Source organism: Paenibacillus sp. FSL R7-0272, from assembly GCF_037969905.1.
GTDB classification, from domain to species: Bacteria; Bacillota; Bacilli; order Paenibacillales; family Paenibacillaceae; genus Paenibacillus; species Paenibacillus polysaccharolyticus.
Window position 1 is genome coordinate 4,184,331 of the sequence record NZ_CP150221.1, and the last position, 13,651, is coordinate 4,197,981.

The following is a 13,651-nucleotide window of genomic DNA, read 5'->3' on the forward strand; positions in this document are numbered from 1 at the left end:
GGTCGCCTCAGACGAGAACCGCTTCACTTGGTGCAAACACAGGATGTTGTACCGAGTGACCGATCTTGTAAATATGTGAGTGATTGTACGTGCGGAATGCATTACGTGTATCCAGAATAGGTACACCCAGTTCCGCAATATCATAATAAGGCAAGTCGCTGTGGTTGGTGATCAGCACGATGCAATCGTACGTTTTGAACTGCTCCAGGTTAAAGGCTTGGCTGTGCACGGTTTCGCCATGTTTGTCTTTGAATGATTCTGCATGCGGGTCGTAATAGTTAACGTTTGCGCCGCTTTCCTTGAACAGCTCGTATACTTCCAGTCCCGGTGATTCACGCAGATCGGCAATGTTCGGTTTGTACGACATGCCGAGCAGGAGAATGTTCGATTTACGAACAGACTTCGCGTATTCGTTCAGGATTGTTGACGTTTTATTCAGTACATAGTACGGCATATTGTCATTGGTGGATTGCGCCAGTTCAATAAATTTGCTATAAAAACGGAATCCTTTGGCCTTCCACGACAGATACATCGGGTCGAGCGGGATGCAGTGTCCGCCAATACCCGGACCTGGATAGAATGGCATAAAGCCAAACGGTTTTGTCGCAGCCGCGTCAATAACCTCCCAAATATCGATGCCCATGCGATCACACATCATGGCCATTTCATTGACAAAGGCAATGTTGACACTGCGGAATGTGTTTTCCAGCAATTTGGACATTTCCGCTACTTTAGGTGAAGATACCGGAACTACAGTCTCTACATATTTGCTGTACAGCGCTGTGCCTAGTTTCAGACAAGCTTCCGTTGTACCGCCGATGACCTTCGGTGTATTAAATGTGGTGAAACGACCGTTGGATGGGTCCACTCGCTCAGGTGAGAAGCACAGGAAATAGTCTTTGCCCGCCTCATGTCCGATTTTGTCCAGCTCCTGCTGGATCAACTCTTCCGTTGTACCTGGATATGTCGTACTTTCCAGTGTGATCAGCATACCTGGTTTCATATGCAGTTTAATCTGATCAACAACCGTCTCGATATAAGAGGTATCCGGGTCCTGGTTTTCGCTGAGCGGTGTCGGTACGCAAATACTCAGTGCGTCAATGACACGCAACATGCTGTAGTCTGTTGTTGGCTGAAAGCGACCGCTTTGCATTACTTTTTTCAATTCGTCGGACGAAATATCGTGAATATAGGAATCTCCATTGTAGATGCTGTCGACTTTGGAAGCATCCAGGTCGATACCAATGACGGTAAATCCTTGGTTGACCATCTCCACCGCAAGGGGAAGGCCGACATAACCAAGGCCGACAACGCCCAGTACCGCTTCTTTATTTTCGATCGCGTTCAGTAAAGTGTGAAATTGTTGATTCTCCATGATATTCCCTCCGCGCAATATATTTGATGTTGCTTATATGAGCTGAACTAAGAGGATTTACACGGACACTCCGATGACAGAATAACCTTCCAATCGCTGTTATCCCCAGATTTTTTGATTCCCTTTTGTTAAAGGGAAAATCCGGTGATAAAGGCGAAGCATATGCTTCCGATGTAGCTTTCTTTCAGAAAGCTTTTAGCTTCGCTTTGTCAGTTTTTTTCTGTCCTCTCCGTTAAAGTGTAAAAAATAGTTCAGATCATATAGATGTGGTTGTAACTGTAACCGTTGTGACTCTAATCTACTTATCTTCTAGTGCAGGCAACGTCTGATCCGGGCGTCCAGCTCCACAGGTGAGAACGGTTTGGTCATATAATCGTCTACCCCGCTACTGAAACATTGGCTGATCGTCTGCTCCACCCGCTGTTCCGTCAACACGACGATTTTAGGCGGTTGCTCCATCTCCAGCTTCTGGATGTGGTGAATGAATGGAAGCCCATCGATGCCATACAGATTCAACTCCGTCAGCACGAGGTCAGGTGTCACTTTCTCGATCAGGTCGAGTGCAGCAAGTCCATCCACTGCTTCATAGGTTTCATATCCCTGCATTTTCAAACGCAGTTGCAAAAATTCTCGAACCGTCGGATCATTATCCACGATCAGAATCCGTTCGGGGTCATCCGCCGTATGTTCCAGCGTATAGATATGAATTTCCGATGAATCCACAAGCTTCGAAGATTCGGCCATATGCTGAATCGTTGCCTTCGAAGGGCGCTCCCCCGGCGGGAAACTGGCCAGTGTAATCTGCGGATCAGCACCAGGAGCACTCTCTTGCAACTCATGCTTGATACGAAGTCCTTCATAGTGCACCTCATCGAGCGTAAGCCCTGGAAGAAGGACAGCAGTGGTCTGTGTATGACTATCCTGCCATACCTGGAACGACGTATATCCCGCCTGCTCCAGATGTGTCCTGACCTGCTGCTCCGGCTGAACCTGACCTGCACAGTGAATGAACATTAAGCCACAAGCCTCGGCACCCGTTTCCTTCAATCCCTGTTCTACATTGCGATACACATTAACGGCAGCTTCACGCTGCAATGTCGCCGTATTTGGCATGTTCTTTTCCACCCTTCTTCATGTTCTATACAAGTTCAACAAGTCGTTTACACGTACATTCCGATGACAGAACAATCTTCCGATCACTGTTATCCCCTGATTTTTTCGATTCCCTTTGCTCAAGGGGAAAATCCGGTGATAAAGGTGAAGATTATGCTTCCGATGCAGCTTTCTTTCAGAAAGCTTTTAGCTTCGCTTCTTCAGATTATTTCTGTCCTCTCCATCATCGTGTAAAAATGGAGTTGAACATCTATAATGTTGTTACAATTAAGCCGCTTTGCTTGCGTCCTTGGATTCCTCAGACCAGCTTTGGCGTGTCATCGTGCCCCATGAATTGTTGTTTTGCAAAAACTGAATGTGTCCCTGCAATCTCCACAGCACGCCGAGTTGATGATATCCCACAAATTTCAGGGCGGAGTAGACCAGCATTTTGACCAGATCGGACAGCTTGTTATACCGTTTAAACGCAATCTCCTCCAGAATCAATGCCCCTACACTCAGCAGATATCCACTCACAAAGTTCAGCAAGCCAAACAAAACGAGGATCGGCCACTGGGTCATGTCCAGAAGCACGTATCCAGCCAGAGCAATCAGTCCGGTAATGCGGAAGTACGGATTCAGCGCTTCAAAAATAACGTTATATGGCATGGTGATTAACCCCATAACCTTATATTTCGGGTTGAACAGCATGCCGCGATTTTCCAGCATGTTTTTCAGATTCCCGCGGCCCCAGCGTTTGCGTTGGCTAGACAAAATGCGGTACGAATCCGGTGCTTGTGTCCAGCACACCGCTTCAGGACAGAAAGCGACGCGGTATTTGAGTTTATTTTCCAGCATATAGCGGTGAAGCTTGATAATAATGTTCATGTCCTCACCTGGATAACCGTCGCGGTATCCACCTACGGCAATCACTGCATCCTTACGGAACATGCCGAATGCGCCAGAGACGATGATCAGACCGTTCATGTGACTCCAGCCGATTCGGCCGCCGAGGAAAGCTTTCAAATACTCGATAGATTGGAACATCGGCCAAATCTTACGCGGCAAGGATACGTCCTGTACCGCACCGTTTTCGATTTTGCAGCCGTTGGCAATGCGGACATCCCCACCAATCGCAACAGTCTCTTCCGGATTCTCCATATACATGCGTGCCATGCGGATCAAAGCGTCTTTCTCCAGAAGGGAATCGGCATCGATGGAAGAGATCAGCGGATAATGGGACAAATTAATCCCTGCGTTGAGGGAATCGGCCTTACCACCATTCTCCTTGTCGATGACATACAGATCCGGGAAGTCCGGGTTATGATAGATGCCGCGAATTTTTTGACACTGAATTTTTCCGCGAATTTGCGTATTCGGCACCGGCTTCAGCCGGTATTCTTCCAGCAACACCTTCAAGGTGGAGTCGTTCGAACCATCATTAATGACAATGACTTCATACGTTGGATAGTTCAGTGTCATGAGGCAGTTTACATTTTCAATAATCGTCAGTTCCTCGTTGTACGCTGGCACCAGCAGGGATACCGAAGGAACCAGTTCCGAGCCGGATAACGTGTTGTACTTGGAGTAATGTGACCTCCGGAAGATCGTCCAGATGTTACGAAATGATAAGGCCAGTATGGAAAAATAAAGCGTATTAACAAACACCACATAATAGATGGCGACCATACCGTAGATTAGCAATAAATCTCTAAGCAGTGTAATCCCCTCCTACTGTTGCAACGCCTGTGCGTTTCTTGGTTGTACGGTTTTCGCCGCGCACCGGGCCAAAATAACGTTCGTACAGCAGTCTTTTTTTGTTATGTGCAATCATCTGCTCTACCGCCTTGTGGTCGGTTCCCGAATGTTGCATCGTGCTCTCGATCTGCTGCATGGCAATCTCGCGCTCTGCACCCGTTCCTTGCACTGCTGCCTGACACAAAGCTTCGAATCCCGGTTCGCCCAGCTTACTCAAACTTTCCGCGCTGTTATAGCGAACTCTCCAGTCTTCATCGCGAAGTGCCTTGCGCAGCAACGGGATGCTGCCTGATGCATGCTTCAAACCAAGTGCCTGTACCACTTCCGCCCGAACTTCCGGATCGGTGTCCTGGATCAGCTTCAGAATCGTCTCATCCTTAAGTGCTGGACTTGCACTGAGATACAGCTTCACTGCTTCGGCACGAACATCCTCATGCTCTGCTCCGACGAGTCTGTGGAGTGCAGGCATTACTTCCGGCACCGCTTGTCCCCACATCGCCACAAGTCCTACTTTGACAAAATCAGGGTTGCGATCCTCAAGTAATTCGATCAGCACACGACTCGTATCCAGGTTTGCTTCCAATAAGATGTCCGCTGCCAGATGATGAATCGATTTTCCTTTCGTTAAAAGCAGTGTAAGCATGTCTTTCAACTCGCCATGCCGGGTTGTACATCTCGCAATCGAACGTCCAATCATGATCGCCATCGGACCCGGCTTCTCATCCTTGAGAAGCTCCATTAAACCTGGAACTGCTTCGGGACAGCGCATGCCTCCGAGACGATATGCTGCATCAATCTGACGTCCGTAACGCAGACGGCCCAGCTCTTTCAGATCGTGTTCGACGAATCCGGCCTCGCGGCACAGTTCGATCAGCTTGTCACGATACTCTCCCTTGAACTGGTCAATCCATTCAATCAGCTTGTCCTGAATAACCCGTCTTTCTAGTGGAGCAAGCTTGCCTGGCGGCAGCTTGAGTGGGCTGTTCTCCGTCAATGCGGTCTGCAGATACGTGAAATAGTCTCGTTGCTTCATTTCATACAAAGCGGTTTTGCGTCGTTTGCCGTTGTGGGACATTTTCATGGCAAACAGAACGACGACGCCTACAATCACAAGTGCAATGCAGGCGATCAAAAACCAATAGGCCAAAGCTAAACTCTGGAACATGTGAAAAAGTCCTCCTTTTATACTCGCTTATGATGTTCTATGCTGATTTATTCGATCTGAAAACTAGGCATTTTTTCGTAGCTCTGCCGCATTTTCTCATAGCTTAACTTAAGTCTTTCGCTATATTCGACCTGCTCCCAAGGTTTCCAGCTGTAGACGGGTAAAGTTTTCAAATCAAGCGTTGATTGCTCGCCCCCAGGCCAGGATACCTGTTTCGTGGAACGATCCGTCAGCCACGGAACCAGCGTGATACCTTCAACGGTAGTTGTAGAAAACTCCCGACCGTTTTTCAGCGGTCCGTATTCGATGGCCTGCAAGGAGCTTGGATCACCGAAACCAAGCAGCATCCACGGAATTCGCATCTCCACCTGATTGCCGTTATACTGCCAGGCTGTTAGCGAATCGGTGTCTGTCTGTCCTGGAACTGTCGTCCCCCGTTTCAACGTCCCCACCTTCTCAGCCATGAATGGATGCGCCGAACGTGTATCTGGCGGGGTCATCTTCAGACTGACTGCCAGTTCCCAAGGATGGAACGGATCCGTTGACTTGAGTTGCTCGTCTGGAATCATGTTATATCCGTCCTTGCCATATAAACGCTGGTTGAAATCATAGTCCTTCGCAATCTGTACCTGGGATTCGTTATCTTTGCCCAGTGTGATGACCGTTTCCAGTCCATCACTTAGCGTTTTGCCTGGCAACATGTTGCTTGGTTGACTGCCGCCGGTAAGAGTATCTGTCCCAATGCGAAGTACAGTTTTCTCCGGGTCAAATGGCTGATCCAGCGTCAAGCCCACATACAGATAAGCTTCATCATGGGTCATTTTCATCTCCTGAATACCATTCACTTGCCCTTGCCAGACGGTGACATCTTCTTTCTTCAGCTTATCCCAGTCATCCAGCTTGCCATCAATGGTCAGCTGTTCCTGTTTCCCTGGGTCCATGGCCAGCAAACCAAACATCTTTTCGTTGGTTAACACGTTTAGCCAGTACGCCCGGCGATCTGCCGGAATTTCCAGCGGCATCGTGTTCCAGGTCTTTTTGAACCACTCATCCTGCCACATGAACAGAATCGCTCCTGCATAGCCTTCATCATAGACATCCTGCGTAAGCGAAGCATCGATGTCTCCCTGCTGTACCTCGTTATGCCCGCCTTGATTTCGACCACCCATGCCCAGATGAGAAATACCAAGTGAGGACGGCACACCATACTCTGTAATCATTACAGGCATATCGGAAAACTCGGCTTTTAGCTTTTGCAGATAGCTTTTGTACGTGTTGTACTCGCCCTTTTCATCCTTGATGGTTTGCAGTGTCTTATCAATGTGGAACAGATCCGGGTAATACGGGTACACGTGGTAGGCAGCAAAATAACCTCCATCCCATGCTTCCGGCTTAATATGCCGTGCATCCACACTGACGAGATCCTCTTCATAGAGCGGCTCGCCCGGATGATCCAGCACATCGGTTGTAACCCAGTTGGTAAACGTCATCGGATGTTCCCATCCATACTTTTTCTCCTGAACCGCCGTGTAGTCCAGCAGCTCTGCTAACCAATTTTCAAACGGTGATGCTTCTGCACTGCCGGAAAAGTGAACACCTTTGTACTGCGGCACATCCGCATGCACCTTATTGGTGTTGTCCACCATCCCCGGGTCCCACTCGGTACCTACATGCCAAGCCATCAAGTATTTTCCGGCATTGGTTCTGTACTTGCCGCTGGACTCTCCGTTCTTGGCAGGAATGTCTGCATCACCGTACACGGCAGATACGGCCTTTTCTATCTCCTGCTTGAACCTCTGTTCAATATGATCGGCGTAGGCATCCTGCTTCTCAATCAATTCCTCTTCAGGTGACCATATGCCTTGTATAAAATATAACGGCTGCTCCCGGCCACGATTATAATCGACCAGTGCGGAGTAAAAAATCGGCTGGTGGACGGTATAGACCCGAATCACATTCGCGCCCAAATCCTGAATCTGCTCGAACCAGCGCAGGTAATCCTCCTCGGTGAGCGGAAACTCTCCCGGGTAATGTCCCGGCGAAGTCGCCCCCAGGTTCACCCCTTTAACGAACATTTCCTTCCACGTTCCATCCGGCCCGTATTGCATGAACCGGTCTCCATCGGTCTTAAATTTCATTTCCGTGCCGTTCTCCGCTGTATACGTAACAAGCTTTGGTTGCATGTAATGCCATCCGGCAAGTATTCCGCCAGTCACCACCAATGCGCCTGTCAAAGCTGTCAGTAACCAGCGTCTTCGTCGTTGTCTGCTCATGACTTCTGATTGCTCACCTCTCTAGTATGCATCCTGCTTCCCCATAGATCAGGTTCATGCACTGCACAAACCCATGCAGGAAACATACGATCATTCCGCTTCGGATGTCCGCTTGGTAGAGATGTCAGCGGTGTAGTTCTCACTATAGCGCTAAGCCTCTGCATTGTAACTAGGCTGATGGAAGCAAACATGATATGGAACGTTCTGCCCATACTCAGCCCGTTGAGCCACCCGCCAGCACTCCAAGGCAACAATTCCGTTTGCGGTCTTTTTACATTCGTGATCTGCCGAAAAGCACAGATGAATGCCCTGCTTATCCTGCACATCTTCACGTAATATTGTTATGTGCAACGCGGATACAGGCACTCTTCCCCCGAAAAACATATACCCCATTAAACGCGAGTAACATTTTAAAGTTTCGCGTTTTTTACAGTATTAACCATAAAGATTACAAAATTGATACTATAGTCCGATAACGCATCACTGAAAATCCGCGTCCTATCAAGGTTTTCTGAAAAGTACTGAAAATGAAAAAAGGACATCAGTCCCCCTATCTAGGACTCTGTCCATGAACGACACTTTTACAAAAATCAAAATGAACTACCAGTCATCGCCCAGAGGTCACAGATCTCTCACATTAAATGTAAAAAGCCACATCTTATTTCCTATTTCAGACCTCTGATCTGTCGATCGTATAATTGTGTCCAATTTGCAAAATAATTCCGGTTGCCGCATTTTGAATTGTCCTTTATGCTTATAAAACAGGAACACTTGTTCCATACTGTAAATTAACTGTAAATGAACAGCTCTCTGCAAGGATCAGACGACAGGAGCAACATCAAGAATTGCAGATAAGGAGAGGAAACATCATGCCCCGCCAAGACAGACGTGTCATCATGCTGGCAGACTGCCAGTCATTTTACGCCAGTGTGGAGAAGTCTGCACATCCTGAGTACAAGGATCGCCCTCTTGTTGTAGCTGGTGACCCGGCGAGGCGTTCAGGTATCATTCTGGCGGCGTGTCCTCTCGCCAAGTCCTACGGTATTACAACCGCAGAACGACTGGGAGAGGCGCTTGCCAAATGTCCAGATGTTGTGGTTATTCGCCCAAGAATGGCCGAATACATCCGCGTATCCCTTCATATTACACGTATTCTTCAGTCCTATACCGATCTGGTGGAACCCTACAGCATTGACGAGCAATTTCTCGATGTCACGGGAAGCCTGGATCTGTTCGGCAGTCCCGAAACAATTGCACGCAGCATCCAGTCTAAAGTGATGGATGAAACTGGCGTTTACATTCGAATCGGCATCAGCGATACCAAAGTCGTCAGCAAAATGGCCTGTGACCTGTATGCCAAAAAAGTCCCAGGAGGCATCTATACGCTGCCAAGGAAGGATATGCCCTCCACGATCTGGGAAAAACCTGTACGCGATATGTTCATGGTTGGTTCACGCATGGCACAGCATCTCTACAAAATGGGCGTTCATACGATTGGTGATTTGGCGAATACACCGCTATCCCGGCTCAAGGAGCGGTGGGGTGTAAATGGTGAAGTGTTATGGCGTATCGCCCGTGGTATAGATGATTCTCCGGTAAAACCCGGAACATACACACACCAGCAGCAGGGGATCGGACATCAGATGACGCTGCCACGGGATTACGAGACTTGGGAAGAGATAAAGGTTGTGTTGCTGGAGCTCGCGGAACTAGTCAGCCGACGTTCCCGGGACAAATCACTCATGGGGCATGTCGTTTCGGTCGGGTGTCGCGGACAGGATTACGACCGGCCAACCGGTTTTTCCCGTCAGATGAAGGTGAATGAACCGACCAACATCACAGATGAAGTATATGATGCGGCGGCAGCTCTGTTTCTGCGCCATTGGGACGGATTACCCATAAGACGCATCCATGTGTCGCTGAGCGGACTTGTACCCGATTCAGAAGTACAACTGTCCTGGTTTGACGACCGCGAACGCAAGAGAGAACTGGAGCGAGCCACGGATGATATCAAGCGCAAGTTCGGAGATACCGCCATCATGCGTGCTTCATCTCTGTGCTCGTCCGCTCAGGCGCAGGATCGTTCTCATAAAATTGGAGGTCACTATAGATGAGTAAAAAATTGCAACAAAACGGACTTTTTGAGTCTTCACGTATGATGCTTCCCGAACATCGGGAAGCCTATATTCTTCATCAGGAGCAGCTTGCCCCCCGCACTCGTCCCTCCCTGGATGCTCAGGCTGCAGATGAAATGTCCCGTTTGCTGAGCAACTCCATGGTACTTGGCGACCGCGTTACGATCACGCTGTTCCATGAGCATGATGACATTTCTTATACTGGACGTGTGCTCCGATTGGATCGCCCCGCCCGTACACTCAGACTGCTAACCGATGACGGGAATCGGGATCTTCAGATGAATCTCATTACAGGTGTGACTTCAGCAGGTGAGTGGATGGATGAGTAAACATGTGAGTGATGTAGCAAAATGAGCATTTCTTCACATATGGACATGGTGGGAACCCCTTGATAGATGTAGCAGCTTCACGTTGTGCAGGACTGTATCCCTACTATACTTTAAGAACATAAAAAAAGCAGTCGATAAAACCGATGTCTGTGCACTCTGCCTCGTTCAAAAGAAGCAAAATAACTGGAATCTGATTCATCCACTGCCTTAGAAGGGTAACTATTATGTTGCTTTTTTAATATTAGAAGAAACTCCAGTCGAACTCCTTGGACAGACGCTCAAGCAGATGAACGCCAGCGAGGCTGTTGCCTTTGCGATTGAGTGCAGGGCCGACCACACCAATGCCGAATTGCCCTGGAACAAGCGTCAGTATTCCACCTGAAACACCACTTTTGGCGGGCAAACCAACCTCGATGGCAAATTCACCAGAAGCATTGTACATCCCGCAGGTAGTCATAAAGGTCTTGGCGATCTGCACATAACGACGAGGAATGAGTTCTTCTCCAGTAATCGGATCGGTTCCATCATGAGCGAGAACAAGTGCCATGCGAGCCAGGTCAGCACAGGTGACTTCAATAGAACAATGGCGGAAATATACTGCCAGCACATCTTCCACATCATCTTTGATGACACCGTTATGTTTGAGGAAATAGGCGAGGGAGCGATTCAAATGACCACTCTCCGATTCGGAACGAAAAACGTCTTCGTTATAACCCAATCGTTCATTATTCGCTAACTTGCGGAAAAATTCGAGAATACGGCGGGACTTCTCTTCCTTGCAGTCACCACCAACAAGAGAGGATACGGTGATCGCCCCCGCATTAATGAGAGGATTAAACGGAATACCTGGTTCAACCAGTTCCAGCTTGATCATGGAGTCATAATCATCGCCGGTGGGTTCTTTTCCTACATTAAAGAAGACCGCCTCTTCCCCATGATCCATCAGGGCCAGAATGAGGGTGAACACTTTGGAGATACTTTGCATCGTAAAAGGAACTCCGCAATCGCCGGCAGACACATGGTTACCTTCCGCGTCCATGATATGTATTCCCAGATCATCCTGAGATGCTTTGACCAGTTCCGGAATATAGGAAGCTACTTTCCCCTGTCCCGTATGCAGGCGGCTGGTCTCCAACCACTCGGGCAACAGAGCATTCAGTCGTTCCATCGTTGAATCACTCATATGTCATCTCCTCCACGTTTATCTATAGAAGTATCTTACACGAGATACTAGTCCTGCAATACAACGGAGCGCTGTACTCAGGCAAGACACCTTATACTCCTTATTCTATCCTATGCATTACCCTGTGGTACGCGAAGTTACACGGATTTCTACCGGGAAAACAAAAAAGCTGCTAGCGTAACAGCTTTTATGGGGACTTTGTTCTATTCTCTGAATCAGGTTGTTGATGGATTACGATGGGAACGGTTCCTTTATTTTCCAAATTTTATGAATCATATTTCAGTATTGTTTCCTCGCTGATTAACAAAATCTTCCGCTCTTTCAGCCATAAGCTCCGAATCAATATTGCTAATGCCAATTCTGGCAAGTTTGTGCACGACCTGACTCGCAGATTGTGCATTTTCAATAATGATGTTTACGGCTTCATCAGCATCATCGACAACGCGAATATAACGTTTGAATTCCTCTTCTGTCATATTTTTCGTACCGACAAAAAGTTGATAAAGCAAACCCATCACTGGCATGTGCAGCCTTTTATCAGGGGTCTCTGAATTGGTCCAGAACTGGCTGTCAAGAAACAGCATTGAAGTAATTGGAGCCTTATTATACGCGTCATTCTCACGGTAATAGACTTGAGCGGCGTCCTGGAACACTTCCTGGATTGTGCCTCCCCGCCCCTCCGAAAAAATGATACCGCATGAAGCGAGTGTAAGAAGTACATCTTCCCGTATACTATTGAGAAAGTATTTCGCAACGTGGGTAGCAAACGGAGTAAAAGGCTCGTGGCCATAATGCCAGGTCGGCAGTGCCAAACTGCAATTGAGTGGGCTGAGCTGATCCTTGAGTTCATTTGCTATTTCCCATGCGGGAAGCATCCATTTATGGAGCTTACTTAACAATTCTTCATTAAAGGTCTGCCCATCTTTACCGATAATATCGCTCATGTTTTGCGGGAATTCAGCAAACGGTTCCTTCTCCAAACGATTTATTGCAGATTCAAGGCAGCCTGCAGACCGTCCAGCGTGAAGAGCACCAAGATGTGTTGCTTCCATACAACCAGGTCCGCCACCGCTAACGACAATAAAACCAGATTCTGATAGCTTCTGGGCAATTCGTGCTACTTTACGATAGGTTTCGCTTCCACGTTTCTCCCGATGTCCTCCCATAATTGCAACAGGACGACGGCCTGCCTGTAACTCCGTTGCCAGAAATCCGTTCATTTCGCGTACAACGGATGTATCATGTACAGCCTCCATCATCGCAGCATAAGGATCTGAGACGGTTGTACCTCCTTGTTGATGGAAATATGTAAAACACCGGAAATCTGGCGTGACTAATAGACTCCGTGCATCATCCGCATTAAAACCCTTAAGCAACTCAAAGGGAGTATAAAGCTTATCATGAATAGGGTTAAACGGAGGATGCGTAATCCATTCCAATGACTTTATCATAATGCTCTCCTCTTACATGTAATTTAGGGCCATTCTCTATCTAATATAGATTGCACAGAAAAAAGCCGCTTTATAAGCGGCTGCAGCATGTTTAAGCATATACTTTCATGTGTATCTAACGTCTTTATCTGTTAGGACGCAGATTCAACTCCAGAATCTCCCCAGGCAAACCGTCGTAATCTCCCACCCATGTTGATTCAAAGTTCTGTCTAAGCAAAATCTGACGGGATGCCGCATTGGAAGGATCAATAACGGCATATAGAACCTCAATGCCTGCAGCCTGAGCCTGAATAATCAGGCGGGACGCGATAGCTGTACCCTGACCTTTGCCCCAATGCTCCGGTAGAATCATATACCCCATCTCTGCCCGGCTTGGGTTATCTTCATCCAGAATCAATTTGGCGTAGGCCACACCCGCATCATCCTGCGTGGTCACTCGATAGTGCCCGCATAAAGAACGAAGGTTATAATCTAGCATGGAATCGAACTGTGTTCTCGCTTCCGGCTCCGGGATCGCCCGCTCGGTAATCTGCTTCATGACGTCCTCATTGGAAACGAGTGCATAATAATGTTCAAAGTCCGGTTCTGTGTATTTTACAAAGTTCATGAATATGCCTCCTCAGGATAGATCATTTCAATGTCATCGTGTCGCATACCGTATATCATTTTATAACGCGTCATCGAGTACAGTTTTGCTTTGATTCACCTAAAGTATAACAGAAGCAAAGGTAGCAATGCACATCTTGGGATGTACGTCAGCGTGGTTATGTCGCTCTTGCACTTGGCAACAAGGCTTTTGGGATTTGTGAAGCTTTTGAAAAAGGTAAAAACGGCCTCATCTGAGACCGCTTGCCATTAATCTAATCTAACTTTTGGTATTCGTTCTTAGC

General features: G+C 47.8%; 11 protein-coding genes. 2 read left to right on the plus strand and 9 right to left on the minus strand.

The genetic code is table 11. From position 1 onward, the window contains the following. Window positions 1-7: 7 nt before the first annotated feature. From MKY23_RS18590 to MKY23_RS18615, 6 genes are all read right to left on the minus strand, one after another. Complete coding sequence (locus MKY23_RS18590; RefSeq protein WP_090922673.1) at window positions 8-1,375, minus strand: nucleotide sugar dehydrogenase; 1,368 nt, start codon at window positions 1,373-1,375, stop codon at window positions 8-10. 309 nt (window positions 1,376-1,684) lie between these two features. After that, a complete protein-coding gene (locus tag MKY23_RS18595; RefSeq protein ID WP_154983745.1) occupies window positions 1,685-2,488 on the minus strand; it encodes a response regulator in 804 nt (267 codons plus the stop codon). Between the two features lie 267 nt (window positions 2,489-2,755). Next, entirely contained in the window at window positions 2,756-4,156 is a 1,401-nt protein-coding gene (locus MKY23_RS18600; protein ID WP_186811643.1) for a glycosyltransferase, read from the minus strand. Between the two features lie 22 nt (window positions 4,157-4,178). Then, window positions 4,179-5,390, minus strand: a complete 1,212-nt coding sequence (locus MKY23_RS18605; protein WP_339831334.1) for a HEAT repeat domain-containing protein — start codon at window positions 5,388-5,390, stop codon at window positions 4,179-4,181. Window positions 5,391-5,437: 47 nt separating this feature from the next. Further along, the gene (locus tag MKY23_RS18610) at window positions 5,438-7,663 is read right to left on the minus strand and encodes a hypothetical protein (protein WP_339831337.1); all 2,226 of its coding nucleotides are present in this window, start codon (window positions 7,661-7,663) and stop codon (window positions 5,438-5,440) included. Continuing rightward, the gene (locus tag MKY23_RS18615) at window positions 7,660-7,995 is read right to left on the minus strand and encodes a hypothetical protein (protein WP_308723155.1); all 336 of its coding nucleotides are present in this window, start codon (window positions 7,993-7,995) and stop codon (window positions 7,660-7,662) included. The genes MKY23_RS18610 and MKY23_RS18615 overlap by 4 nt, the downstream gene beginning before the upstream one ends. 537 nt (window positions 7,996-8,532) lie before the next feature. Between MKY23_RS18615 and MKY23_RS18620 the strand changes: the two genes are divergently transcribed. After that, a complete protein-coding gene (locus tag MKY23_RS18620; protein ID WP_090922681.1) occupies window positions 8,533-9,777 on the plus strand; it encodes a DNA polymerase IV in 1,245 nt (414 codons plus the stop codon). Then, on the plus strand, window positions 9,774-10,127 hold the full coding sequence (locus MKY23_RS18625; RefSeq protein WP_339831342.1) for a YolD-like family protein: 354 nt from the start codon (window positions 9,774-9,776) through the stop codon (window positions 10,125-10,127). The genes MKY23_RS18620 and MKY23_RS18625 overlap by 4 nt, the downstream gene beginning before the upstream one ends. A 241-nt stretch (window positions 10,128-10,368) precedes the next feature. Here MKY23_RS18625 and glsA read toward each other — a convergent pair whose 3' ends face one another. The 3 genes from glsA to MKY23_RS18640 all read right to left on the minus strand — a co-directional run bounded on the left by glsA (window position 10,369) and on the right by MKY23_RS18640 (window position 13,368). Further along, a complete protein-coding gene (gene glsA, locus MKY23_RS18630; protein ID WP_090922686.1) occupies window positions 10,369-11,310 on the minus strand; it encodes a glutaminase A in 942 nt (313 codons plus the stop codon). A gap of 272 nt (window positions 11,311-11,582) precedes the next feature. After that, window positions 11,583-12,761: a hypothetical protein gene (locus MKY23_RS18635; protein WP_339831345.1), complete on the minus strand. Its 1,179-nt coding sequence runs from the start codon at window positions 12,759-12,761 to the stop codon at window positions 11,583-11,585. A 124-nt stretch (window positions 12,762-12,885) separates the two neighbouring features. Beyond that, window positions 12,886-13,368 (minus strand): GNAT family N-acetyltransferase, encoded by a 483-nt coding sequence (locus MKY23_RS18640; protein WP_090922690.1) that lies wholly within the window; start codon window positions 13,366-13,368, stop codon window positions 12,886-12,888. Window positions 13,369-13,651: the final 283 nt, after the last annotated feature.

What these genes read in the sequence shown, in the direction of transcription:
- MKY23_RS18590 (WP_090922673.1), bottom strand. Translation starts at nt 1,375, where the DNA reads ATGGAGAATCAACAATTTCACACTTTACTGAACGCGATCGAAAATAAA.
- MKY23_RS18595 (WP_154983745.1), bottom strand. Translation starts at nt 2,488, where the DNA reads ATGCCAAATACGGCGACATTGCAGCGTGAAGCTGCCGTTAATGTGTAT.
- MKY23_RS18600 (WP_186811643.1), bottom strand. Translation starts at nt 4,156, where the DNA reads ATGGTCGCCATCTATTATGTGGTGTTTGTTAATACGCTTTATTTTTCC.
- MKY23_RS18605 (WP_339831334.1), bottom strand. Translation starts at nt 5,390, where the DNA reads ATGTTCCAGAGTTTAGCTTTGGCCTATTGGTTTTTGATCGCCTGCATT.
- MKY23_RS18610 (WP_339831337.1), bottom strand. Translation starts at nt 7,663, where the DNA reads ATGAGCAGACAACGACGAAGACGCTGGTTACTGACAGCTTTGACAGGC.
- MKY23_RS18620 (WP_090922681.1), top strand. Translation starts at nt 8,533, where the DNA reads ATGCCCCGCCAAGACAGACGTGTCATCATGCTGGCAGACTGCCAGTCA.
- MKY23_RS18625 (WP_339831342.1), top strand. Translation starts at nt 9,774, where the DNA reads ATGAGTAAAAAATTGCAACAAAACGGACTTTTTGAGTCTTCACGTATG.
- glsA (WP_090922686.1), bottom strand. Translation starts at nt 11,310, where the DNA reads ATGAGTGATTCAACGATGGAACGACTGAATGCTCTGTTGCCCGAGTGG.
- MKY23_RS18635 (WP_339831345.1), bottom strand. Translation starts at nt 12,761, where the DNA reads ATGATAAAGTCATTGGAATGGATTACGCATCCTCCGTTTAACCCTATT.
- MKY23_RS18640 (WP_090922690.1), bottom strand. Translation starts at nt 13,368, where the DNA reads ATGAACTTTGTAAAATACACAGAACCGGACTTTGAACATTATTATGCA.